This is a genomic window from Dyadobacter tibetensis Y620-1 (assembly GCF_000566685.1).
GTDB classification, from domain to species: domain Bacteria; phylum Bacteroidota; class Bacteroidia; order Cytophagales; family Spirosomataceae; genus Dyadobacter; species Dyadobacter tibetensis.
This window is the reverse complement of record NZ_AZQN01000007.1, coordinates 151,123-174,036: the sequence shown is the minus strand read 5'-3', so window position 1 is coordinate 174,036 and position 22,914 is coordinate 151,123. Positions and strand designations below refer to the sequence as shown.

At 42.4% G+C, this 22,914-nt stretch carries 19 protein-coding genes; 9 read left to right on the top strand and 10 right to left on the bottom strand.

What is annotated here, in order from left to right:
* Position 1: 1 nt before the first annotated feature.
* The 4 genes from X939_RS0117380 to X939_RS23180 are packed head-to-tail and all read right to left on the bottom strand — an operon-like array spanning position 2 to position 6,196.
* Complete coding sequence (locus tag X939_RS0117380) at positions 2–1,102, bottom strand: hybrid sensor histidine kinase/response regulator (protein WP_025764563.1); 1,101 nt, start codon at positions 1,100–1,102, stop codon at positions 2–4.
* Positions 1,095–3,263, bottom strand: coding sequence for a sensor histidine kinase (locus tag X939_RS0117375; RefSeq protein WP_025764562.1), 2,169 nt, complete (start codon positions 3,261–3,263; stop codon positions 1,095–1,097). The genes X939_RS0117380 and X939_RS0117375 overlap by 8 nt, the downstream gene beginning before the upstream one ends.
* A gap of 6 nt (positions 3,264–3,269) precedes the next feature.
* The gene (locus tag X939_RS0117370) at positions 3,270–3,959 is read right to left on the bottom strand and encodes a hypothetical protein (RefSeq protein ID WP_025764561.1); all 690 of its coding nucleotides are present in this window, start codon (positions 3,957–3,959) and stop codon (positions 3,270–3,272) included.
* Positions 3,956–6,196, bottom strand: coding sequence for an Rv1355c family protein (locus tag X939_RS23180; RefSeq protein ID WP_025764560.1), 2,241 nt, complete (start codon positions 6,194–6,196; stop codon positions 3,956–3,958). The genes X939_RS0117370 and X939_RS23180 overlap by 4 nt, the downstream gene beginning before the upstream one ends.
* A 295-nt stretch (positions 6,197–6,491) precedes the next feature.
* Here X939_RS23180 and X939_RS0117360 point away from each other — a divergent pair, with 295 nt between their 5' ends.
* Entirely contained in the window at positions 6,492–6,959 is a 468-nt protein-coding gene (locus X939_RS0117360) for a response regulator (protein WP_025764559.1), read from the top strand.
* Positions 6,960–7,004: 45 nt separating this feature from the next.
* Here the strand turns inward: X939_RS0117360 and X939_RS0117355 are convergent, their stop codons facing one another.
* Positions 7,005–7,247 (bottom strand): hypothetical protein, encoded by a 243-nt coding sequence (locus tag X939_RS0117355; RefSeq protein WP_025764558.1) that lies wholly within the window; start codon positions 7,245–7,247, stop codon positions 7,005–7,007.
* Positions 7,248–7,464: 217 nt separating this feature from the next.
* Here X939_RS0117355 and X939_RS0117350 point away from each other — a divergent pair, with 217 nt between their 5' ends.
* The gene (locus tag X939_RS0117350) at positions 7,465–7,776 is read left to right on the top strand and encodes a MerR family transcriptional regulator (protein ID WP_025764557.1); all 312 of its coding nucleotides are present in this window, start codon (positions 7,465–7,467) and stop codon (positions 7,774–7,776) included.
* A 3-nt stretch (positions 7,777–7,779) separates the two neighbouring features.
* On the opposite strand, the gene X939_RS0117345 is transcribed toward X939_RS0117350, so the two are convergent.
* On the bottom strand, positions 7,780–8,292 hold the full coding sequence (locus tag X939_RS0117345) for a metallophosphoesterase family protein (protein WP_025764556.1): 513 nt from the start codon (positions 8,290–8,292) through the stop codon (positions 7,780–7,782).
* 228 nt (positions 8,293–8,520) lie between these two features.
* On the opposite strand from X939_RS0117345, the gene X939_RS0117340 reads away from it, so the two are divergent.
* From X939_RS0117340 to X939_RS0117315, 6 genes are all read left to right on the top strand, one after another.
* The gene (locus tag X939_RS0117340) at positions 8,521–11,343 is read left to right on the top strand and encodes a TonB-dependent receptor (RefSeq protein WP_025764555.1); all 2,823 of its coding nucleotides are present in this window, start codon (positions 8,521–8,523) and stop codon (positions 11,341–11,343) included.
* Positions 11,344–11,361: 18 nt separating this feature from the next.
* Positions 11,362–12,111, top strand: coding sequence for a GLPGLI family protein (locus X939_RS0117335; RefSeq protein WP_229236083.1), 750 nt, complete (start codon positions 11,362–11,364; stop codon positions 12,109–12,111).
* Positions 12,112–12,306: 195 nt separating this feature from the next.
* A complete protein-coding gene (locus tag X939_RS0117330) occupies positions 12,307–13,194 on the top strand; it encodes an OmpA family protein (RefSeq protein ID WP_025764553.1) in 888 nt (295 codons plus the stop codon).
* A gap of 97 nt (positions 13,195–13,291) precedes the next feature.
* A complete protein-coding gene (locus X939_RS0117325; RefSeq protein ID WP_025764552.1) occupies positions 13,292–14,263 on the top strand; it encodes a pyridoxal-phosphate dependent enzyme in 972 nt (323 codons plus the stop codon).
* Positions 14,264–14,401: 138 nt separating this feature from the next.
* Positions 14,402–14,875, top strand: coding sequence for a hypothetical protein (locus tag X939_RS0117320; RefSeq protein ID WP_131694806.1), 474 nt, complete (start codon positions 14,402–14,404; stop codon positions 14,873–14,875).
* Between the two features lie 60 nt (positions 14,876–14,935).
* Positions 14,936–15,133, top strand: a complete 198-nt coding sequence (locus tag X939_RS0117315) for a hypothetical protein (protein WP_310588073.1) — start codon at positions 14,936–14,938, stop codon at positions 15,131–15,133.
* Here the strand turns inward: X939_RS0117315 and X939_RS0117310 are convergent.
* Genes X939_RS0117310 through lpxK form a run of 4 tightly spaced genes read right to left on the bottom strand, consistent with a single transcriptional unit; the run spans position 15,130 to position 21,756 of the window.
* Positions 15,130–18,045, bottom strand: coding sequence for a PD-(D/E)XK nuclease family protein (locus X939_RS0117310; protein ID WP_025764549.1), 2,916 nt, complete (start codon positions 18,043–18,045; stop codon positions 15,130–15,132). The genes X939_RS0117315 and X939_RS0117310 overlap by 4 nt on opposite strands.
* A 43-nt stretch (positions 18,046–18,088) precedes the next feature.
* Positions 18,089–18,682 carry a MiaE family protein gene (locus X939_RS0117305; RefSeq protein ID WP_025764548.1) on the bottom strand — a complete coding sequence of 198 codons (594 nt, stop codon included), beginning with the start codon at positions 18,680–18,682 and terminating at the stop codon, positions 18,089–18,091.
* Between the two features lie 23 nt (positions 18,683–18,705).
* Positions 18,706–20,688, bottom strand: a complete 1,983-nt coding sequence (locus tag X939_RS0117300; protein WP_025764547.1) for a putative porin — start codon at positions 20,686–20,688, stop codon at positions 18,706–18,708.
* A gap of 30 nt (positions 20,689–20,718) precedes the next feature.
* Complete coding sequence (lpxK, locus tag X939_RS0117295; RefSeq protein WP_025764546.1) at positions 20,719–21,756, bottom strand: tetraacyldisaccharide 4'-kinase; 1,038 nt, start codon at positions 21,754–21,756, stop codon at positions 20,719–20,721.
* Between the two features lie 69 nt (positions 21,757–21,825).
* Between lpxK and X939_RS0117290 the strand changes: the two genes are divergently transcribed.
* The gene (locus tag X939_RS0117290; protein ID WP_025764545.1) at positions 21,826–22,905 is read left to right on the top strand and encodes an o-succinylbenzoate synthase; all 1,080 of its coding nucleotides are present in this window, start codon (positions 21,826–21,828) and stop codon (positions 22,903–22,905) included.
* Positions 22,906–22,914: the final 9 nt, after the last annotated feature.

Genomic DNA, 22,914 nt, shown 5'->3' with positions numbered 1-22,914 from the left:
ACTAGTCCTTAGCATTGGTTATACAAGGAATGAATACCTCAAAAACACTTCCCTCACCTACAGTCGACTTGGTTTCAATCCGACCCTCTAATTTATTGATTGCTTCTTGCACGATGTATAATCCAATACCCGAACCGCTCTTTATGGCGCCCGCTCTATAAAACATTTTAAAAATATTGACTCTATCCTCGTCGGATATACCAATACCATTGTCTTCAATCTTTATTCTGGCTCCATCCGCCTCACATTTAACTTCTAATTTAACGGTTTGGTTCGTCTTTTTCTGATCCTGGAATTTGATTGCATTGTTGATCAGGTTGTTAAAGATGATCCGGAGCTTCATAGCGTCTGAGTAAAATGGCCCGTCTTGCTCTATATTCGTAATAAATTCTACACGTTCTCTTTCAGGTAAATATTGTATCGTGGCTAATACATCCGTTACTAATTCATCAAAATTGATCTTTCCTATAATGGGTACCCCACGAGCATTTTTATAATAATCAATAATATTGATAACAAATGTATCTAATTTTTTGACAGACTGACGAATTAATTCTAAATATTCATTTTGGGAGCTTAGGTCCTCTTCGATTAGCGCTAAGTTTACAATTCCTAGTATAGACATTAGCGGCGCCCTGAGATCATGTGAGGCGCTGTAAACAAATTTGTCGAGCTCTTCATTGGCTTTTTCCAGTTCTAGATTTCTTTGTTTAAGATCTTCTCTTGTTTTATAAATTTCGTAGGCATGGGTTATAGCGTTCTCCACATATTTATAGTCCCAGGGTTTATCTATAAAACGAAAAACTTCCCCTTTATTAATAGCATCAATGGCGGCAGAAATATCGGTATGTCCTGTAATTAAGATGCGAATGACTTCCGGATGTTTATCGCGGATTTTTTCGAAAAACTGAACCCCGGTCATGACAGGCATTCTCTGATCGGCCAGCACGACATGGAAGACATGATTTTCCAGCAATTCCTGAGCCTCAGCCACAGAAACTGTAGTGAATATATCATACTGCTTTCGAAAGCTGGCTTTGAAAGAATGCAGATTATGTTCTTCGTCGTCGATATACAGTAACCTTATCTTGCTGTCATTCATTGTTATGCAAATTGGTATTTTTTTTCTTTAGTACCGGTAATGTAATTAAAAATTCTGTTCCTTCCCCAACTTCAGAATTTACCTGTAAGGTTCCATTATGAACCTCAATAATTTTAAACACAATAGAAAGACCTAATCCGGTACCTTCACCTATCTGTTTGGTGGTAAAAAATGGATCAAATATTTTACTTTTAACCTCCGGCGGAATACCCGTTCCATTATCCTTAAGGGATATGGCCACATGATCCTCATCTACCTGCCAGGTTTTTACCGATAAGAGGGGCTTCTTAGCGGGGTCGGGATCGTTCTTTAGTGCATAAATTGAGTTGCTGAGAATATTCATAAAGCACTGGTTGATCTTTCCACCATAACATTCTACCTTAGAAATCTCCCCTAAGTCCTTCTCAAGGGTGATTTCACTTCCTATCTGATAGTTCAAGATAACCAAGGTAGATTCCATCCCTTCATTGATATCTACCAGGTTCAGATCATATTCGTCTACCCTGGAGAATATCTTCAAACCTTTAACAATTTCGACTGTTCTCTTGGCTCCATCTTCCATGCCTGTAAGCAGCATATCCAGTTCCGATTTTAGATAATCTATATCTAGATCCTTTTTTAACCGTCTTATCTGTGCGACCTTATTATTGAATATATCCTGAGACTCAAACTCTTCGAGGCCACCATAGGCATCCAGCATTTCTAAAATATCATCAATATCCCGACGCAATGGTCGGACATTGGAGCTGACAAAGTTGATCGGGTTATTGATTTCATGGGCTATTCCAGCAGTAAGCTGACCAAGAGAGGCCATTTTTTCGGATTCTATGATCTGGCTCTGTGCGTCTTTCAGTTGATTGAGTGTGTTTTGTAATTCTTCATTGGTCTTGCTTAATTCTTTGGTTCGTTGCAGTACTTTGCCTTCCAAAGAAATATTTTGTTCTTTAATAATTCTTTCATTTTCCTTACTGATCAATAGTGCTCGTTCCTGGGAAGCTTCCCGTTCTTTTTTGAGAATGTTAATTTTGTCAGCAAGGGCAAAGGAAAGCAGTATCACTTCAAATATGGTACCCGTTTGCATGGTATAGGTCGTGAACATATTATAGGGCAAAATATTGATGTTACGTAGAACCAGCAATATCAGACCCAATAAGAAGATGGACCAGGCCGCCAGGAAAAACTTGGCCGGACGGTAATCCTGCATGGCAATTTTTATGGCTACAAAGGTCGTTGCCAATGCGGCATACCCCCCCGATATGTCCACGCCTCTAAAGCTCAGGGCTTTATAACCAAAGACATTGAGCAATCCAGTTAATACATAAAGAGTCAGCATAATGTTTAACAGCAGAATGCCTATTGGAAGTTTTTCTTTTACCTGTAAGAAGTTTTTAAAGAAAAATACTGCAAAAACTCCAGAGATTACTGAAAACCAGATTACTGCATTTGAATTAAAGCCAGGGTAGGATGGCCATAAATATTTATAGGCATAGCCAGAAAGGGTAGTTTGCGCCAAGCCTATAAATAATATATAGAGTACATAATACAGGTAGCTTTTCTCGCGGGTAGAGAAATAGATAAATAAATTATATAAGATCATCACCAGAATGATTCCCGCATAAATTCCATTAATGGTTTCTGCGAATAAGGAGGACTCGAACAAATGCTTTTGATCATGAATAATCAAAGGCAGAATCACCTGGCTTTCCCCTGTTATTTTTAGATAGTATTCCCGCTGGGCATTAGGCTGAACGGTAAGATGAAATATTAGATTCTGATGCTTGACATCCCGGCTGTCAAAGGTGTCGTATTCGGAATATTTATGTGCTATTGCGGCTTTCCCAGCGAAATAATATAATTCACAACGATGAATGAGCGGATAGGCCAGTTCCAGAAATAAATCGGAGTTGGGGGTAAGATTGTCTATTGTGAATCGTATCCAGTAAGCCGATTCACTTTGTCCCATATTGGCAGCATCTTCATTGTTTTTAATGAAATTGTTCTGCTCACGAATCTCCTTGATCGTTAATTTGCCAGATGTATCCTCAAATATTTCTAAGTTTTTACCAATAATCTGGGATCCTCCTGTAAAGCGAATAGGCTCAGTCTCAGCCTGGCAGATTATGCCGATAATAAGAAAAGCCCAGGTAAATATTAATTTCATATACACTTATTCAATAAGGGTGTCGTATTGTATAATCATCTCGCCTTTAGGGCCTTTCTCACTGGTAAGTTGCTGTGGATTCTGCCGTAAATCAAATATCCGATCTTTCTCATCATCTTTGGCAAGGGGAATTTGATTTACATCCTTTACAATGATGGCCGTGGCAACCAATCCTTCTTTTGGATAATAGAATGTGCCGTTGTTGCCGAGCTCACGAATAATTTCGAATCCAATCCGGGTACAATTTCGGAGTGTGGGGGGAGAGCAAAGGGCAAGTAGGTATTTAAGATTTATCTGAGTCGAAATGGCCACGCCAATACGTCCTAAAATAATGCTTCCAATTCCATATCCTGCTACCTCCTTTGAGTTAAATAATCCGCAAAATTCCGCTATTCTGCAATCACCAAAACGATCTACATAGTCGTAAATGCTATTGTCGATCTTTGCAATACCGTGTTCCATAGGCAACTTCATTCCAGGGCTACGAAGTTGAAGTCGCCCACCTCCATAGATTTTATCTCCTTCTTCTGACTCCACTATGATCACATAGGTTTCGGGATCGTGCAGCCATTCTATATTGGCAGAGGAGACCTGCTTCACCCCATAGGACTCTAGCACCTTACGGTGTCCGTCTACGTAGCGAAGGCTTGTATCAACATCGTCGGGGGCTTTGTATGCTCTAATTCTGGCTCTCATTCATGTGTTGGGTTAGTCGTATCAATGACGAAATTTAGCTTCTGAAGCTGTCGTTGACCACCGGTTTCCTCATGGCTATAGGCAATACGGATAAACAGCGATTGGTCAAATGATAATTCCATGGAAGCTTCTTTACAGAAATCCAGGTGAATTTGTATCAATCGGTCTTGTTCTAAGGAGTCCATACCTTCGGGCATGGTACCCGACCGGTTAGACAGGGTAGTAGGGAAGCATAAGGGCTCCACGGTTAGCCCCAGGTCTGAAGCCGCATGGAACAGATCAACCAACATGCTGCCCAGGCGTCCTGGATCATCAGGTAGGTCGACCTGCAAGTAGGCTAGTTTACACTGATAGGCTTGTGTGAATATCCCTGTAAAGAGTTCGCCACCATTGATTGACTTCAGTACCGCTGCCGATTTGTAATCAGCTATCATAGAAAAGGCTGTAAGCGCTTTTTCGTCGAATTCAAAACCAGGAAATTTAGGTAATCCTTCTTTTTCTGTGATGATTGCGCGCGCAAAAAAATCAGAATGTCCATGAGGGTTCAAAATCATTAAGGCCCGCATCCTGCCTAAGGCCCGATCCATGGCCGCTTTGGCCTGCGGATCGGTAATCCAGGTGATAGAAAGAGCTGGGGATCCCGGTAGTACATAAGAGCCCAGAGGAACAACTGGATTGGCAGATAGTAAAGCGGGAAGGCTATCTAAGAAATAAGTCCGACGTCTATTTATTTCGATGTCCACAGTCAACTCATTCGAGCTCCGGCTAAAACCTACGGTATGATGTATTAAGCCTCTGTTATCTTCATGACTGTCGAGGGTGGTAAGCATCAAACCTCTTTGTAGCGCCTTTTGCTGCAGGGAGTGCATGGTTATGCCCAGCAAAATTTTTCCCGGTAGATTATGGAAATGGGCGAAATTATTGTTTTGGCCTGGGTCAATAATCAGGTGTAAGTGTTTCCCATCCCAATACCAATGATAATTTAAGCCGGTTACCTGCTGGGGAAGGCCGATAAGGCCGGTGGTAAGATTTGCTACCTCTTCAGCACTCAGTGCTATGCTTTTATCGAGGTTAATTGCGCCGTCCTGACCTGTAGGGACGACTTGGGTGGAATGCTGAGGGAAATCTTCCTCAGGGTTCGATTTTTTCCTACGGGCTGCTTTATCAGGCAAAATTTCATCTAGATCGACATAAAATCTACCGGAAGTACTGTGTTGATTCAGAAGTATTTTGCGGCTGATATCGGCTACCACCCCTCCTCCCATAGCTACTGCGCTGGCCAGTTGAGGCCAGGTGCCAATGGTTTGTCCCAGTTCGATTAATGAGGCACGTCCCCGTGCAGAAGTATTGGGAGCATCGATAATCCGCATGATCAAGGCCATCTTATGTTCGGCAGGCACTTCCCTTAAAAAAGAATCAGAAAGGTCTGCTAACTTACCATGGAATATGGCCAGGGCAGGATCCAGGTCGAATCGTTCTATATCCAGCATGCCCCGATCACTGGTCTCCATAACTAACGGGAGCCTATATGCTTTGGCTTTCAGGCGGGCAAGAATTTTCACTTGCAAATCGTCGCACTCGTCAATCAGCAAATCAATAGGATCATCTCCTCCCAGGAAAGTATCGATATTCGAGGCAGTAATTCCTTCAGTATAACAGGTTACCTTCAGGTAGGGGTCTATTTCTGCGATTTCCCGTGCGGTAACAATTGCCTTGTTCAAACCTAAGTGATGCAATCCTGTTCTGATTCGATTGAGATTGCTAAGTTCGAGTTCGTCAAAATCTGCGAGTTTTAAATGCCCTCCGATCCGCTCAATGGCCAGCGTCATGGCTACAGCATTTCCTACCGACAAGCCGATGATTCCGATGGTTTTTTCCTTGAGTACAGATTGTTCAGAGGCGGTGATCTTATGTTGGTTACGACTCGTTCTGAGCTGGATGAATTCGGCTTCGTCCAATATCCTGAGCATGCGCCGAGACCAGGGATAGTATACCCAGGTACCCTCCCTGTTCACATCGCAGCGGCTGGCCCAATCCATATAGAGCTCGTCGAGTTGTTGAGCCGTGAATCGACGTTTTGGATTCTTAATTTTGAAGAGTTCCTTTTTCTGGTTTTCGAATAGATCGAGAAAATTTAACTCTTGTTGGTCGTTGAGTAACCAGAATTCCTTACTATCCCGTCCCTGGTGATGGGGAAATAGTTGCGGAAGATAATCCGGATTTTTATTTAATTGCATTGTAGGGTTGCACGAAGTTCTTAATATTGATAGCTTTTCATATTATAAGGGTCTAATTTTCATGGACCGATAAGTTGGGTCTGAGAAATTCTTCATTATTTTCAACCAATTATACAGGCTACTCAGGTGCACAGACAAAAGTTCCCATTATACATCTTCGTTGATCTCAAACTTAGGAATTAGAATGACCGTCGAAATTAACATTTAATCCTTAAAATTATGTCACAATAGAATTTTATTCAAACAAACTTCATTAATTTGTTTTTTTATTCATTGCTTCTCCTTTAAATCATATATGGATAGTTCAGAAAAGGTAAACGTACTTTATGTAGATGATGAGCTTAACAACCTCAATTCGTTCAAAGCCGCATTCCGGAGGGAATTTAACGTGATGATCGCTACCTCTGGAGCGGAAGGCCTGGAAATTTTGGCAAAGGAAACCGTTCACGTCATCATCACCGATCAAAGAATGCCTGAGATGACGGGTGTAGATTTTCTAATTGAAGTTCTTAAAAAGTATTCCGACCCTATTAGAATACTTTTGACAGGCTATACGGATGTCAATGCTGTAATAGACGCAGTCAACAAAGGACATATCTATTACTATATCAACAAACCCTGGGATGAGGATCAGATGAAGATCGTAATTAAAAATGCTTACGAAATCTTTAGTTTAAGAGAAAAAAACAGGGGATTGATAGATACCCTGACGGAGGTCAATGAGCAGTTAGAATTTTTACTCCGCCAAAAACTGATTTCTTAACATCAGTAGAAATGAGATAGAAAATCCCTAAACAGAATTAAGGGCTTACAGGGAGCGTCCGGCAGACTCAGCCTTCCATGCGGCCTTCCAGGGGGCCTTCCAACTTGAAGGAGTAGCTTTATGTTTTAATCCCCTCGATTTAGAGATATTGGAGCTTAGCTGCTCCTTCACAAACATTCCTAAGGTATAGATAACCCCGCAGAAAACACCCCAGAAACAAATAGCAAAAAGTAAAATGCCTGCAAAAAATAAATTGCCTAAGGCTTTTAATAATATGATCATGTCCATAACGCTGTTGATTTAATCCTACTTTTATGTTTAAAATTATCGTGCCAGAATAACTTAAGAGGGTTCTGGATGTAGACTAAAAGTGTTATATCTCTAATAATCAGAAGTTTAACAAAAAAAGTCTTAATTATTAGATCAGTATTATTAGGTAATCAGCGGGAATCTGCGCCTCCAATTGGGTCTTAATCAGGCATTTTATATTTTTGCCTTATATACTATGGAAAAGCATCAGAAATTATATTACGATACCAACGAGGTAGCTGAGCTAGTAGGCTGCGAGGCTTCAGCACTTCGTTTTTGGGAAAAAAAATTCCCTCAATTGGCTCCCAAAAGGGATTCACGGAATAGAAGACGATACACCGAGCAGGATATAGAGGTGATCAGGAAAATTATGCACCAAAAAGAAAAGCAAGGCAGGACGATTAAAGGAGCAAGAGAGCAGCTCCGAAGGAAAGAAGAGGCCGAGCTCCTGGTACAAAGATTAGTACGGGTGCGGAAATTTTTAGTGGAAATTAAAGAACAGCTATAAGGGCTACGATTCTAAGGATCCTCTTTTGCCTAATTCCACTACTTCCATACTGCTAATCACTCCCTCGTGTAGGTTAAAGCGTAAGAGGGTACGGATCTTATGAAATCCTTCTTTACCCGCGGCGCCTGGATTGATATAGAGCATATCGTCCAGACTCTTATCTCTGATTACCCGCAGTATATGAGAATGGCCACAGACAAACAAGTCTGGAAGTTCCGACTTCAAAAAAGGCAATACAGAAGGATTGTATCGGGGAGGTGCTCCTCCAATATGTGTAATCCATACATTGAAGCCTTCTATTTCGAATCGTAAATTCTCCTGAGTTCTGATCATAATTTCTTTATGATCAATATTGCCATATACGATTCGACAAGGTTTGAAAGCCTCCAATTGATCGATTATTTCCAGACTTCCTATATCTCCTGCATGCCACACCTCGTCGCATTGAGCGAAATGTTCTAGTATTCTCGGGTCTAGATAGCCATGTGTGTCGGAGAGGAGCCCTATTCGTGTCATATATGAATCTTCTTAGCTTTTTGACAAAGGTAATTTATGTCCGGGACTGCTTCACAATTTTTTTACAAAAGCTTAATATTAATGTAACCTATACATAATATTTTCTTAAGTTTGTATGTTATCTTAGCAGAAGTAAAATTTTGCATAGAATAGTGACGTAATAGGGCAGAGGGGGAAGTGGGCCAGGGTCGGCACGATTTATCACCATGAAAACAATTGCTTTTAATTATGAAAAAGTTACTACTCGTGCAGCTACTCGTCCTGCTTAGCATGACAGGGTTCGCTCAATCGTCTAGTCGTATTACCATTAGCGGTTTTCTTACCGACAGTAGTGGAAAGGGGTTGCCCGAAGCGACGGTCATGTTATTGCTCCCAGCCGATTCTTCTTTGGCAACATTTGAAAGGAGCGACAAGGAAGGAGGCTTTGTATTCAAAAATGTAAAGCGCCAGGATTATTTACTTAAGGCAACTTATGTAGGTTATTTACCCTTTCAGTATTTGGTGAAGCCCACAGGGGAATCTACAGTTGACTTGGGAAGTAACAAGATGGCGGAACTCAACCAGGATCTGTATGAGGTGGTTATCAAAACGGCCAGGGCCCCTTTAAGTATACGGGGGGATACGGTCGAATATGATCCCCGCTCCTTTAAAGTTCCTCCAGGCTCCACGGTCGAGGACCTATTGAGACGGTTGCCGGGAATGGAAGTAGAGCAAGATGGGAGTATTACTGCTCAGGGCGAGACTGTTAAAAGAGTTACTGTAGATGGGAAGCGCTTCTTTGGAGACGATACCAAAGCGGCTACAAAGAACTTACCGGCTGAGGCCATAGAAAAGGTTCAGGTCTTTAACGAAAAATCCGAACAATCGCGACTCACGGGAATTGACGACGGCAAGCACGATAAAACATTAAACCTGCAACTAAAAGACAGCCATAAGAAAGGAGGGTTTGGTAAGGTAACGGCCGCCGCTGGTACCGATAAGCGACTGGCAGGAAAGATCAATTATAATCGTTTTAACGAGAAAAATCAATTTGCCATAATAGGCCTTGGAAATAACACCAATTCCGGAGGCATGTCCTGGGATGATTATCAGGATTTCAAAGGTAGTCAATCCTTCAATTGGGGCGATGACGGTGATTTTGGTTTTGGCGGGGGACGGTATATCAGCTTCGGGGGCGACGACGAAAGCTTAACCATACAGGCCGGAAGAGGAGGACAGAACCGAGGGTATAATAAGAATTTTGCGGGAGGCGCCAATTATAATTATGATACCAAGGAGACGAAAATCAATACCAGCTACTATTTTAATGAAAATCATCAGGATCTGGATGCCACTCAAAAGCAAACGAGATTTTTGGATACTTCGGAATTCACCACATTGGATACCAACTCTCGGAACAATATGAATCGCAACCATCGGTTTGGTATTCGCTTTGAGAAAAATATTGACTCCCTAAATATCCTGATCTTGCTCTCGAACTCCAGAATTGGCGATGGGAGCAGTGATTATAAAAGCAGTCAGCGACTCTTTAGGGGAGAAGATACGGAGACTATGCTATCCACCTTAAGCACGACCAATAATTATAATGAATTCGATGCCTTTGCCATGGGTAATACGGGAATCTATAGAAGAAAGTTTGCCAAAAAAGGAAGAAATGTTGCCGTAAGCCTTGGGTATAACATTAATAATTCGGATGGGAAAGAAATCCTCCGTTCAACCAATAAATTCTTCAGAGAGGATGGAGGTACAACCAATAGAGACGTGAGCCAAGATAATTTGACCAAGAGCCTCCGTAGTCAGGTAAAGGCCAGCTTATTATATATTGAACCCTTATCCAAAAGATTCGTGCTGGAATCGTTCTATAATTTTAGTCAGAAAAAGGATGATGTCAATCGTCAGGTGTATGATGTGACAGATGGACGGGAGTTGAACCGGAATCTAAGTAGGTACTATATAAATAAAACCGGCTTTAATCGGGTCGGAACTTCCTTACGTTACTCTAATAATGGATTTAATCTGGCCGGTGGGTTGGCCTGGCAGCAAATTGAAATGAACGGGAAATTTGCAGTAGAAAAGGGAGAGGACAATATTTTCTTTATCGATAGAAAATTTGCGAACTGGACGCCCAACTTCTCAATCAATTATGATTTGAAGAGTAACCGTTTCTTGTATGGAGGTTATAGCGTTAACATAGACGAACCGGCGATAACTGCCCTGCAACCTATTATTGATTATAGCAATCCGCTCTATATCAGAGTAGGTAATCCCAATCTGGTTCCCACAAAACGGCACTCGGCCAATTTGGGATACAATAGTTTTAACCCAAGCAGTTTCGTGCGTATGTATATAAGCGGATACTTTAATTACTATCAGAACCAGGTGATTTATAATCAGCAGGTGGATGAAAATTTGGTGACCACCACCACCCCGATGAATATCGACGGAGGGAAAAGTTTAGGAGTTTACGGAACATATGGTTTTCCCATTGTCAAAACCAAGAGCAACCTTAATATCAACCTTAATTATTCTCGTGATAACAACCTGACTAATATTAACGGGGTATTAAATAAAACGCTTTCTAACGGGTATGGCTTAGGTCTAAGGCTGGATTACACCCCAAGTGATAAATTTACGGTTTATACGGATGCAAACTGGAATATCCGTAATACGTCCTATTCTATTAGCAGCACCCAAGATCAGAAGTATACCAACAGTGGATATGGTGCTGAAATGAATATCAAGTTGCCAATGGAAGTATATTTTAATTCTAGTTTTAGATTAAATAGCTATGTGAACGATCGGTTCGATTTCGATCAATCCATTTCTATTCTAAACTGTTCGGTTTACCGACCTTTCCTCAAATCGAAAAAGGGTGAGATCCGACTTTCTGCTTACGATGTATTCAATCAGAATCGTGGGATTAATCAGGGGGCCTACAGCAATATTGTTAGTTATGAGTCTGTTCGTACCTTGGGGAGGTATTTTATGCTGAGTTTATCCTATAATATGAGGGGGATGAATCATAGTGTCAGAAGAAATAATAATTTTTGAGTTCTCTTAATTTTACGAATGATGAAATACAAAATTTTAAGTGTCTGCTGCCTGTTGTGTATACAGCTGAGAGCAGTGGGACAGATTTTCGAAGGTGAAGTTACCTATGAGAAAACTTCGTACTGGGCCAAAATCCTTAACAAGCTCACTTACTTAACGGAAGAGGAGCGGAGTAGGGCTCAAACGAGCTGGGGGAGCAATGACGAGGGCGATAAAAATAGGGGATTACTAGCTACCAATGGGAAGATGAGCCATTACGAAGATATAGAAAAAGAAGCGGACGGGGGGTACCAATGGCGCAAATCGCAGTATGTATTACAGTATGATCATGAAAATGAGAAAAAAATAGAAATTGAAGAGTTCTCGGGGAAGACTTATATCATTTCTGATAGTCTTAAGGCACCGAAATGGAAGGTGCTCAACAAGATAAAGGAAGTAAATGGCTATCTGTGTATGATGGCTACTACAGAGGACACTCTGAAGGGACAAAAGGTAACGGCCTGGTTTGCCAATGACCTGGCGGGCAGTGCAGGTCCTGAACGATATTTTGGACTGCCTGGTATCATTCTGGAAGTAGACGTGAATGACGGAGAAGTCATCATAAAAGCGGTAAAAGTGGAAAAAAAGCCAGTTGACGAGCAGTTACAACTTCCCAAGAAACTGAAAGGGAAAAAAATTGATCAGGAAAAATATGACAAAATGATAGCAGAATTTGTCAGTAACAGTATTAAATCTCATAGGAATCCATATTATTTTATACGATATTAGCAAAAGAGTAATTCTGACAGTAATAAATGTGACAAAAAAGTCAGATTATATATCGTAGTCTGACTTTTTTTATACCTTTGCAATTTAAAATTATGGGTAGCCGTTTCTGGCCCGATTTTAATAATCCTTGAATTTAAGTTTTGTTTTATTTTAAATAACCAGTGTTAACCGTCTACCAATAACCCTTTATTAATTATGAGAAATACGCTTGTAGCTGTTGCTATGCTGTTTGTACTCGGATCGTGTGCAAGTAAGAAAAAATTACTTTCGGCAGAGAACAAAGCCAATGAAATTCAACTTCAACTGGACAAGGCTCGTGCCGACTTGAACGATTGCGATAGCAGAACCGCTGGCCTAAATAATGACCTAAAGCTTAAAAATGATGAGCTAACGTCTAAGAACGCCAAACTTAAGGAAATGCAGGATCAAATTGATTTCCTTAAGAAAAATAATAACAATCTTTTGGATCGTATGTCTGATCTATCTGTGATTTCCAAGGAAGGATCGGAGAGTATCAAGAAATCTTTGGCCATGATGGATGCACAGGGAACTCAGATCCGGGATCTGAACCAGAGCATTCAACGTAAGGACTCTTTGAACATGGCTTTGGTATTGAATCTAAAACGGTCACTTCAGGATGTGAGCGACGAAGACGTTCAGATCGAAGTGAAGAAAGGTGTGGTTTACGTATCTTTGTCTGACAAAATGCTATTCCGTTCTGGAAGCTCTGTGATCAACACCCAAGCCGAGTCGGTATTGGGCAAGGTGGCCAAAATCTTGAACGATTATAAAGACATCGAAATCCTGATTGAAGGACACACGGATAATGTACCCATTTCAACTGAAAAAGTTGCTGACAACTGGGATCTTAGCGTATTGCGTGCGACTTCTGTAGCGCGTACTCTTCAGAAGAAATATGGTGTTGAGCCAGTACGTATGATAGCTGGTGGACGCGGTGAGTATCTACCTAAGGTGGATAATAACAGCGCTGCTAACAGAAGCTTGAACCGTCGTACGGAGATCATCATTACTCCTAAGCTGGATCAATTCTTCAACCTTTACACACCGAACGCTGGTAAGTAATTGTTAGTAGAAAAATAACTAAAAGGGCACACATCTCCAGATGTGTGCCCTTTTTTCTATATTGCCAAGGCCTATCCGATATAAATGATTGTAAAGCATGAATGGAACCGTCAATTTTGCCAATTCTTATCCTTCCGAAAATGATTTGCGGGAAGCGCATCAGCGTATCACCCCTTTCATTCATCGTACCCCACTGATGACCTCTCAGATGTTGAATGAACTGACAGGAGCACATTTATTTTTTAAACCAGAGAATCTTCAGAAAATTGGTGCTTTTAAAATACGGGGCGCATTAAATGCCATGCTAAGCCTCGATAGTGCAGTTTTGGCCAACGGGCTTGCCACGCATTCTTCAGGGAATCATGCCCAGGCAATCGCATGTGCGGCTGCGCTAAGGGGCATCAAGGCCTATATTGTTATGCCCCATAATGCTCCTAAGGTAAAGGTGAGTGCGGTGAGGGGGTACGGAGCATCCATTACCTTTTGCGAAAATACCCCGGAAGACAGGGAAGCTGTTGTGGCACGAATAGTGGCCGAAACTGGAGCTACCTTTATCCACCCCTTCAATCATTATGGCGTGATGGAAGGGCAGGCGACAGTAGCTAAGGAAATGATCGAAGACTCTACGGAGCCATTTGACTACTTGCTGGCTCCTGTTGGCGGAGGAGGATTGTTGAGTGGGACCGCCTTAAGTGCCCATTATTTTTCTAAAAATACCCTGGTCATAGGGGCGGAGCCAGAAGGAGCGGCGGATGCTGTTCTTTCACTCCAATCAGGCAGTATACAAAAGGCTCCTTACGTCGATACCATAGCCGACGGACTACTTACCTATTTAGGGGATAAAACCTTTCCGGTTATACACAAATTCGTTTCAGAAATAGTCCTGGTTTCCGATCAGGAGATTGTTGAGGCAATGCGGTTGATCTGGGAACGAATGAAACTGGTGGTGGAGCCTTCTGGAGCAGTAACCTTGGCCGCCATTATACGCCACAAGAAGCTTTTTGAGGGAAAAAGGGTAGGGGTAATCGTCAGCGGAGGAAATGTGGATCTAGGAAACTTGCCTTTTTAGCGGGTATTTACCTAGATTTGTGAAATTGTAGATTCATTGATATATGTCTGGCACAGACTTTTCGTTATGTTCTGCATAAAGGGAATCAATGAATGTTTATTTTGCCCCTAAGCTATGATCCAATTAAAATTTAACATTATGAAAAAAGTACTTTTTTGCTGTCTGATTATTTTCATGGGTGCCTGTAAGGATAATAACAAGGGTGAGGAACCGGCCCCTGACCACAGCAATGAATTTGTGGGCGAATATTGGACCAATACCGTAAACGGTAATAACTCCACGGCACAGACCTGGGTAGTTTCTCGCCTGGACAAAAACCTCCTGGGGATAGAATATACCGTTGAGTACACGTTCAAGGATCTGGGAAAGGAGATTAAGGTTACCGATAAATATACCTTTGACGAGGTTGTCGTTATTGATGCACTCAACTTTAAAATTAATGAAGATGCGGTTTATTCAGATAATGGTTTTGAGAAGATCCGTAGGGTAAGTGGGGATGGCGTGAAAATCAGAGATGCTGCAGGAAGTACCAAAATTGGTATCACCCTAACGCTGACCGACCCAGGCAAGTCGCCTGTAGTTACCGATTATTTAGAGTTTAAGAAGAGATAAATCAGTATACCCTGAAAATGCTTGAAGGAACCCTGGAGGCACCTTCAAGCATTTTTTCGTATGGCCCTTATTATGGATTTCGACGCATACCTGTTACAAAAGAAAATTAATAGTCACACATTTCGCATGAGTGACCCGGATCGCTATGGGGAATGGGCGCATATTTTTGTCAGTATGCATCCCGACAGCTTTACAGCGCAGAAAAAATTCCTGATTAACGAAACCCGCCGACGTTATCCGCTAGAACCTGAAGCTTAGCGACCACAGATGCCCTTATAGTCACAGTACAGACAGATATTTTTATCTTCTGTCTTGCTGAATGGGATGGAGGGATCCAGCAATGAATCCAATATTTCAGTGAGCAATTCCTGGGTTTTTTCCATATAGGCTTGGGGGTTTTGCTCTGCCCCAGTTAGCTGAAGCGGATTGGCAAAAATCTCCTGTGGCTTACGGAAGGAGTAAAACCCAGATTGTACGGAATAAGCCGCAAGCGCATAGCGTTGATCGCCCAGTTCTAATCCACTTTCCTCCAGCATCTTTCTATAGACTAAAAATTCGTACATCCATAGCTGACGCACATAACCCATTTTTAAGTCGGAATTGGTTTTCAATAAATCATCCTGAAGCCCTGGATCGTTTAACCTTGTTCCCTTATTGACATCTACACTGCCGGTTTTATAGTCCATAACCAGCAACTTATTTCCTTTATCAAGCTCGATCCGGTCTATTTTTCCTCCTATATTTACCTTTAATAATTCGCCCCGAAGCTTTAAAGATAAGGTGGTGCGAAGTGTCTGCTCTGTTGCGAGTATCTTTCTTCTGGGCTGTTGCTGCATTTGATGCTGGACAAACTTAATAACCTGCTGCTCTCCCACCTGATAATAGATATGATTGAGGCCTTGATCGATAACATAACCCAAAAATAAGGCTTGAAATCTACGATGCAGGATAACTTTTATCTCTTCTTCGGATGGATCTATTCCTGGAATAAAATATTCCTGATCCAGCTGTTCCATGGATTCATGCAGCCAAGTTCCGATTTTGTCCATACCCAGTTCTTCCTCTACTTCCCGCTTTTCTTTAACACCCACAACATGTTTAAGATAAAACTGCATAGAACACCGGATTAGCTCGTTGAGGTGGGTTGGATAAAGTCCCTTCCCTCCAAGATAGTCCTTGATGCTTGCAATGACCTGAGCATCTTTCGCGATCGTTTCATTGATGCTCACGGGCTCCTTGGGCTCGAATTGTACGACCTTATGTTTTAACTTGATATTTTCGTTATAGGCCGTCAGTTCATGTTCTATCTGTTGAATAAATCTACTCTTTTCGCCTGTTCCGGAGGCAGTTGTGGTATTTACATATAACAGATGCACTTCAGAGGCTCTTTGCAGGAGTCTATAGAAATGGTAGGACATGACGGCCTCCTGGTGTAGCTGGGTAGGTAGTCCGACGACCTGTGAGGCTTCATAGGGAATTAAGGAGTTTTGCCTTTTTGCCTTGGGCAACACGCCCTCATTAGCCGATAAAATGATAATTCTTTCAAAGTCCAAAGCCCGTGTTTCCAGCATTCCTAATATCTGAAGATTGCTAACCGGTTCTCCACTGAAAGGAATAGAAGTCTGCCTGATAAGTTCGTATAGGAAGCCACGTAAGGTCCGGAATGAGAGGATTTCCGGGCGCTCCGCAATGGTTTGCTCAAACTGCTGTAAAAGCGTATAAAACAAGTATAAATATTCAGTTTCTAATGCATTACTATAGGCTTTATAAACCCCTCTTAACAGGTCAATTAAGGCATAGAAAGTAGAGATAACCTGCCCTGGCTGATTTTTATTCCAATGGGTAAACAGAACCTTAAATATGGGTTCATTCCCGGCCAATTCCAGCAATTCTGCACTACTCAGATAGACCCTGTTGTTATTGGCAATATAGTGCTGTGTTTTTTGCAGAATGGTCAATCCTTCCTGGTCTTTCTCCAGAGCTATATTTTCATAATGTCTTATGAAGGGATGGTTTAAGATTTTGTCAATGCTGTGATGACTAAACTTGGGAACAGTAACCTGTCTGCCAGTTTTATTTTTGAAAGTTACGGCATTTTCCTGAAGCTCGAATATACTGTCTATCAGGGTGTATAACAAGGAATTGCGCATGGATAGGCCCATGGTGACATTCACATCTTTGATGCTCGGATCCAATGAATGTAGCATGGGGACGAGCAGATTTTCATCGGCGAGAACTATGGCCGTCAGTACGGGTTTTTCGGGATGATCTTCTGCCAGCATGTCCAGGTAAAGTTGGCCGGCGACCTTGGTTTGTAAGGTGTTGTTGGGGACGCCATAGAGGGTGATGTCCTTTGCTCCAGTGGTCAGATGGTCAGTAGTCCAGTTCCAGGGGCCGAATTTTCCTGAGCGCTCATAGTCGCGCAGGATTTTTCCGGCTTCCATCCCTTGATTAAGGCGCATATAATACGTATCGGTATCCCAGAGAACCTCTCCCAAATCCTTTTTTACCAATCTTTGAACAATTCTTTTTTCGGCCTCCGTAAATGCATTAAAGCCTACAAAGAATACTTTTTCATATTGTTTATTGGACAAAAAGTCGACATCCGGATCTTCTGCTAATTGTCTGTAAATCATTCCCCGATAAGCTTTACCCTTCTCAGTGAGACGTTTCCTGAATCGCAGGTAAAGGTTTTGAAGATTTTGAAATAGCTCAAAATAAGTTTTGGTACCACCTTTGGTTTCCAGGGTCTTTCCCGAAGGAAGGGCTTCCTGCCATCTTTCCAGTGCCTTTGCTTCCGAAAGATAGTCGAAAAGGAACCTTGTATCCACTAAATACTGGTCTATCTTATCGAGGTCGCTCATCAAAACCGCCGACCATCCCATAAATCTTTCAAAGGCCAATGTAGGATCGATTTCTTTGAAGGATTCATACAGCTCCAACATGAGATGGACTGGATCTTCAATTTGCAGACTGGTAGCATTTTCAACGAAATCGTCGATTGCCAGCACCTCAGGGCTCAATACGGCCTGGTCAGTGATTTCGGCAAGTTCTTTTAGCAAGAAAAATGCGGAACGCCGGGTAGGTACGATCACGGCAACCTGGCCTAAATTTTTGCCATGTCGGTTAAAAATATGCGTAGCTACCTGATTGAGAAATGTCTGGGTCATGGGAATGCTTGTGATAAGTTGAGTGAGGCCGCTCACATAAGAATTAGTGCATGCGATCGGAGCGGGGCTTTAGCCCTTGGATAATTTCTGCCTCTGCCTGAAGAAATTCCTTCCAGCGTTGTCTTACTAATTCTTTAGGGCAGTAGGTTTCGGCAAGCTCGAGAAAGGTACGATAATGCCCTGCCTCAGAAATCATCAATTCTCGGTAAAATTTAACCAGTTTAGCATCTTCCAGTTTTTCAGATAAGAGTTTGAAACGCTCACAACTCCGTGCCTCAACAAGGGCACAAACGAGTAATTTGTCCAATAAAGCCTCCTCATAATCACCTTTGTTACGAACCAACTTCATAAGCTGGCCTACATATTCGTCTTTGCGTTGCCTTCCTAAGCTGAGTCCTCTACTGCGCAATTCCTTTAAGACACGTTGGAAATGGCCCCATTCTTCTGCTACAATGGGAGTGAGAACTTCCACAAGCCGGGTTTTCTCAGGATAGTGAACAATTAATGAAATACAGGATGAAGCAGCCTTTTGCTCGCAATAGGCGTGATCGATGAGGATATCCCCAAGTTGCATGGCGGCAATATTGACCCAACGGGGGTCTGTAGGAAGTTCTAAACCAAGCGTGGTGATATTCATAAAGATTAGGGTCTTGAAAATATTTAATCGAACATAGGCCAGACGATTCCAAAGCTGAAGGATCGGGGGATGTCCAGGTAACCGGGACTCTGATAATTTCCTTTCGGAAATAAGCCATAGAGGTCCATATTCAGGTAAGAGTATTTAAAAAACAAACGAACCCTTTTGATCCGAACGTTGGCAAAAGCCTCCGAGGTGAAATAATCTCTGGTTTGTTGCTGGGCGTACAATCCATTTGGGAGATGGAACTGCTGGGTAACGGGCATATAGGCATAGGCCTCATAGGCAGATCGGTAAGTTGCGGACAATCCCAACTGTATATACAAGGCATTATAATAGGTAAAGTCGAAACTAACCTGTCCACTGGCATAAAAGTCCGGATTTCGGATAATGCTCTTGGTATCGTTAAGCGTATAATATGTCCGGGCCGCCAGGGTCCATTTATTGAGCTGGATATCTGCGGTGGCTCCTATGCGGAATAAGTTGATAGTACCTCCATATTGCTGGGGTGTTGCCTGCGCATCATAATACATATGCTGTCTGATGAGATGGTACTGAATTTCAGGCGTGAAGTTTATTTTTTCAGTTTTAATTGGGATGGATCCATAGATGGTATTTACCCATTCCATTTTAAAATCATTTTTCCAGATAAAATTATTCCCATGATAATAGTCCATCAGAAGATCTGGTGACCAAAGTATAGTTTGATATCCAGCTTTGGCCCATTTGGTGGTAATTTCTCCTTTAAGTTTTAAGTCCTTTCCAACCAGGTGTTCTCCTTCGGCACTGAGGTACTGGGTAGAGTCTTTGAAATAATAACCCAGCCATAGACCTAGCATATTTTCGAATTTCAGTCCTGTACGGTAACGGGTATAAGGTTCTCCCGTGCTGTTTGCAGGTTGACTTTGTCCACTTAATCCATACAATCTTTGCCGTATATAAGCCCGATAGTTAAAACCCGAAAATACTCCTTTTATCCCAAATTTATTGTCAAATAGTTTGTAATACAGGTCCTGTCGGGTTTTGCTGGAGTCGGAGTATATATTTTCATAAATACCATTGGCAATTCCCTTAGAAATATCCAGATCTGTATATCGGTTAATGGTACTTTGATAGTCCATCTGCTGGAAAAGCTGAAAGCCATTTACAAGGCGGTATTGATGGTAGAGGTGAAATCCATGCCTGCGTTCCCAGGAGTTAGCATCGTCGCTGATACGGGCCCCTCCATCGTAAGAATAGATCCCATCTCCATTGATGGTAGAGTCAGGAATGACCCCTCCCTGTTCTCTCACTTTCTGATTTAGATGTCGATAATGTGCCAGTATCAGGTATTTATTATTTTTAGAAAAGTAGCTGCCTTGTGCGAGAAAGGTCCAGTTCTGAGCCAGAAGTGATTCAGAATTGAGCGTGCTGAAGGTTCCATATTGCTTATTAGAAGTCAGTCGTTGCGCCTTGATACCCAGGTTAAAGCGAGGGCCAAAATTTTGGGTATACCCAAACCGTCCCATGGAGGTCTTCTTAGCTCCGGAAACGAAGGTAATGTCAGTATGCTGTGATTTGGTATTATAATAATATACCTCTTCCGGCTTGATAGCATAAGCGTCGTAGGCGCGCATGCCCAGCTGTTTGCCAATGTCGTCCCGGGTCTGAAAGAAGATAGGGTTTGAAGCTGTGGCTACGTTTCCTAAATCCACCCATGTGCCCCAGGATTTGTCAATAGGCGTCCAGCGGTGAAGGTTGGTAAGAGAAGTGTCTACCCTGTAGCGCACCGAATCGCGGTTGTTCAGGATATCCTTTTCGAAAAAATGTACCGTGGTTCTGGGTCCGTAAATTGTTTTGGTACTATCGTCCAAAATCGCGGCTCCACCACCACCGCCTCCACTGCTGCCTCCGGAGTTTCCTCCAGGAGTAGGCAGGCCCGCAGGTAATTTTATCTGACCGTAGCTTCGATGGGTATCAATAAAAAATAGGCTTAAGCCTATAAGGAATATTATCTTAAATCTCATATATGGTGCTCAATTGCAACGTCCAATGCATTAGACCTGATTTACTTTTGCTAGTATCCATCTTTCGAAACTTTCCTGATCTTTCCCCAGATCTATCTCAATGGGTACATAAGCCAGCCGCTCATACAAGGCCGTTCCGACAGCAAGAGGTTTTAGCTTTACAATGTCTTTTTCCGTTGTCACTACAAAAGTATCGTTTTTTAAGTTTTGAATAAGTTCTTTTATGTCGACATCGGTATAATTGTGATGGTCGGGATATAGTTTCTGGCCTACTACCTTAAATTTTTGATTCATTTCCGTTAAAAATGGGCCAGGGTTGGCAATCCCTGCGACCACCATAACGTCCACTATCTCATGTTCCTGCAGTGAGAGCAGCCGTGCCGGTGCATATTTTATACCCGCAAAAAATACGGGCGTGTTGCGTTTTATATAAGGAGCCAGCGCCAATTGGATACGGGTTCTTTCCTGATCCTGGAGCTGAGCGGGGCACTTGGTTACCACAACAGCGTCTGCTCGGCGAGCACCATACCTCCCTTCACGGAGCCGGCCGGCAGGGAAGGGTAGATCTTCGTAAAAGGGTCTTGAATAGTCGTTAAGGAGTAAGTTAACATTTCGTTTTATGGCTCTGTGCTGATAGGCGTCGTCAAGAAGCAGTGTTCTTTTTTCCGGGAATAGTTCGGCAAGTTTCAATGCTCCTTCGATGCGTTTCTCGCAGACGGCAACAGCAATATCAGGTCCAAATTTCTGGTAATACTGGTAGGGCTCGTCTCCGATCCTGCCTGCATTAGCCATTTCATCGGCAAGAATAAATCCTCGTGTGTTCCGACCATAGCCCCTGCTTAAAATGGCCAGGGGAAAGGTGTCTTTTAATAGCCTGGCCAGATATTCGGTGACCGGGGTTTTTCCGGTGCCGCCTACCGTGAGGTTACCCACCGATATGGTCCACTGTGGAGGGGCCATGCTCGGCAGGTATCCCCTGTCGAATGCTGCATTACGGATCCTCATGATCACTCCGTAGAGCATCGAAAAAGGAAATAATATATATTTGATCCAGGTAGGTTGTTCCATCTTATCCGCATAATTACATAAATTTTGGCTAATTTTGACGCCCTTTGCTGATCTGACATCAATCTCAACATGCCATTAAGAATTACGACCCAACCTCATATTCTCAATTTCAAGAAACAAGCAGGCACTTCCCGTGGTGTTCTGAACCAGAAAAAAATACATCTGGTTCAGGTCCGGGACACTGAACTGCCTGGACTGTTTGGCTATGGGGAATGTGGTCCGTTACCGGGCTTGAGCGTCGATGATCGGCCAGATTTTGAGCATGAACTGGAAAAAATCTGCAGCCAATTTAACGCTTATGATTTGGAAGTTTTTCCCTTCAATTTAGCCATCATTCTCAATCAAATTGTTCCAGAAAACTTTCCCTCCATTCGATTTGGAATCGAAACCGCTCTGCTGGATATAATGAACGGAGGGAAACGTAAATTATACGATAATGCCTTCTCACGTTCAGAAAAAGGCATTTTGATGAATGGATTGATATGGATGGGCACTTTCGATGATATGGTGGCTCAGGTAGAGGCAAAATTGGAAGCGGGTTTTAACACCATTAAATTGAAAGTAGGGGCCATCGATTTTGATGAAGAGTGCGCTGTCCTGGAACATATCAGAAACCGGTATAAAAAAGATCAGATCGAGCTTCGGGTAGATGCAAATGGAGCCTTTCATGCAGGTAACGTCAGAGACCGCCTCGATCGCCTTGCTACCTATGACCTGCATTCTATTGAGCAGCCCATTATGCCGGGTCAGGCAGAGCTTATGCACGACCTTTGTGCTAATTCTCCAGTTCCGATCGCCCTCGATGAAGAGCTTATTGGAATCGTAGATTATCGTAAAAAGTTCGATTTGTTAAAAAATCTTAATCCCCCATATATTATTCTGAAACCGGGACTTTTGGGTGGATTACAGTCTACAGCGGAATGGATCGAAATTGCCGGAAGGCTAGGAGTAAGATGGTGGGTAACATCAGCCTTAGAATCCAATATCGGGCTAAACGCCATTGCACAATTTACGGCTCAATACCATAACCCTTTACCTCAGGGCCTGGGCACGGGGCAGCTTTATTCCAATAATATTGATTCACCACTTCTAGTGAAAGATGGTTACCTCTGGAACCACCCTGATTCCAGCTGGGGTGCTATTTTTTAGAAAAAAAAG

What these genes read in the sequence shown, in the direction of transcription:
- X939_RS0117340 (WP_025764555.1), top strand. Translation starts at nt 8,521, where the DNA reads ATGAAAAAGTTACTACTCGTGCAGCTACTCGTCCTGCTTAGCATGACA.
- X939_RS0117290 (WP_025764545.1), top strand. Translation starts at nt 21,826, where the DNA reads ATGCCATTAAGAATTACGACCCAACCTCATATTCTCAATTTCAAGAAA.
- X939_RS0117320 (WP_131694806.1), top strand. Translation starts at nt 14,402, where the DNA reads ATGAAAAAAGTACTTTTTTGCTGTCTGATTATTTTCATGGGTGCCTGT.
- X939_RS0117300 (WP_025764547.1), bottom strand. Translation starts at nt 20,688, where the DNA reads ATGAGATTTAAGATAATATTCCTTATAGGCTTAAGCCTATTTTTTATT.
- X939_RS0117345 (WP_025764556.1), bottom strand. Translation starts at nt 8,292, where the DNA reads ATGACACGAATAGGGCTCCTCTCCGACACACATGGCTATCTAGACCCG.
- X939_RS0117325 (WP_025764552.1), top strand. Translation starts at nt 13,292, where the DNA reads ATGAATGGAACCGTCAATTTTGCCAATTCTTATCCTTCCGAAAATGAT.
- X939_RS0117335 (WP_229236083.1), top strand. Translation starts at nt 11,362, where the DNA reads ATGATGAAATACAAAATTTTAAGTGTCTGCTGCCTGTTGTGTATACAG.
- X939_RS0117380 (WP_025764563.1), bottom strand. Translation starts at nt 1,102, where the DNA reads ATGAATGACAGCAAGATAAGGTTACTGTATATCGACGACGAAGAACAT.
- X939_RS0117310 (WP_025764549.1), bottom strand. Translation starts at nt 18,045, where the DNA reads ATGACCCAGACATTTCTCAATCAGGTAGCTACGCATATTTTTAACCGA.
- X939_RS0117350 (WP_025764557.1), top strand. Translation starts at nt 7,465, where the DNA reads ATGGAAAAGCATCAGAAATTATATTACGATACCAACGAGGTAGCTGAG.
- X939_RS0117360 (WP_025764559.1), top strand. Translation starts at nt 6,492, where the DNA reads ATGGATAGTTCAGAAAAGGTAAACGTACTTTATGTAGATGATGAGCTT.
- X939_RS23180 (WP_025764560.1), bottom strand. Translation starts at nt 6,196, where the DNA reads ATGCAATTAAATAAAAATCCGGATTATCTTCCGCAACTATTTCCCCAT.
- lpxK (WP_025764546.1), bottom strand. Translation starts at nt 21,756, where the DNA reads ATGGAACAACCTACCTGGATCAAATATATATTATTTCCTTTTTCGATG.
- X939_RS0117305 (WP_025764548.1), bottom strand. Translation starts at nt 18,682, where the DNA reads ATGAATATCACCACGCTTGGTTTAGAACTTCCTACAGACCCCCGTTGG.
- X939_RS0117375 (WP_025764562.1), bottom strand. Translation starts at nt 3,263, where the DNA reads ATGAAATTAATATTTACCTGGGCTTTTCTTATTATCGGCATAATCTGC.
- X939_RS0117315 (WP_310588073.1), top strand. Translation starts at nt 14,936, where the DNA reads ATGGCCCTTATTATGGATTTCGACGCATACCTGTTACAAAAGAAAATT.
- X939_RS0117330 (WP_025764553.1), top strand. Translation starts at nt 12,307, where the DNA reads ATGAGAAATACGCTTGTAGCTGTTGCTATGCTGTTTGTACTCGGATCG.
- X939_RS0117355 (WP_025764558.1), bottom strand. Translation starts at nt 7,247, where the DNA reads ATGGACATGATCATATTATTAAAAGCCTTAGGCAATTTATTTTTTGCA.
- X939_RS0117370 (WP_025764561.1), bottom strand. Translation starts at nt 3,959, where the DNA reads ATGAGAGCCAGAATTAGAGCATACAAAGCCCCCGACGATGTTGATACA.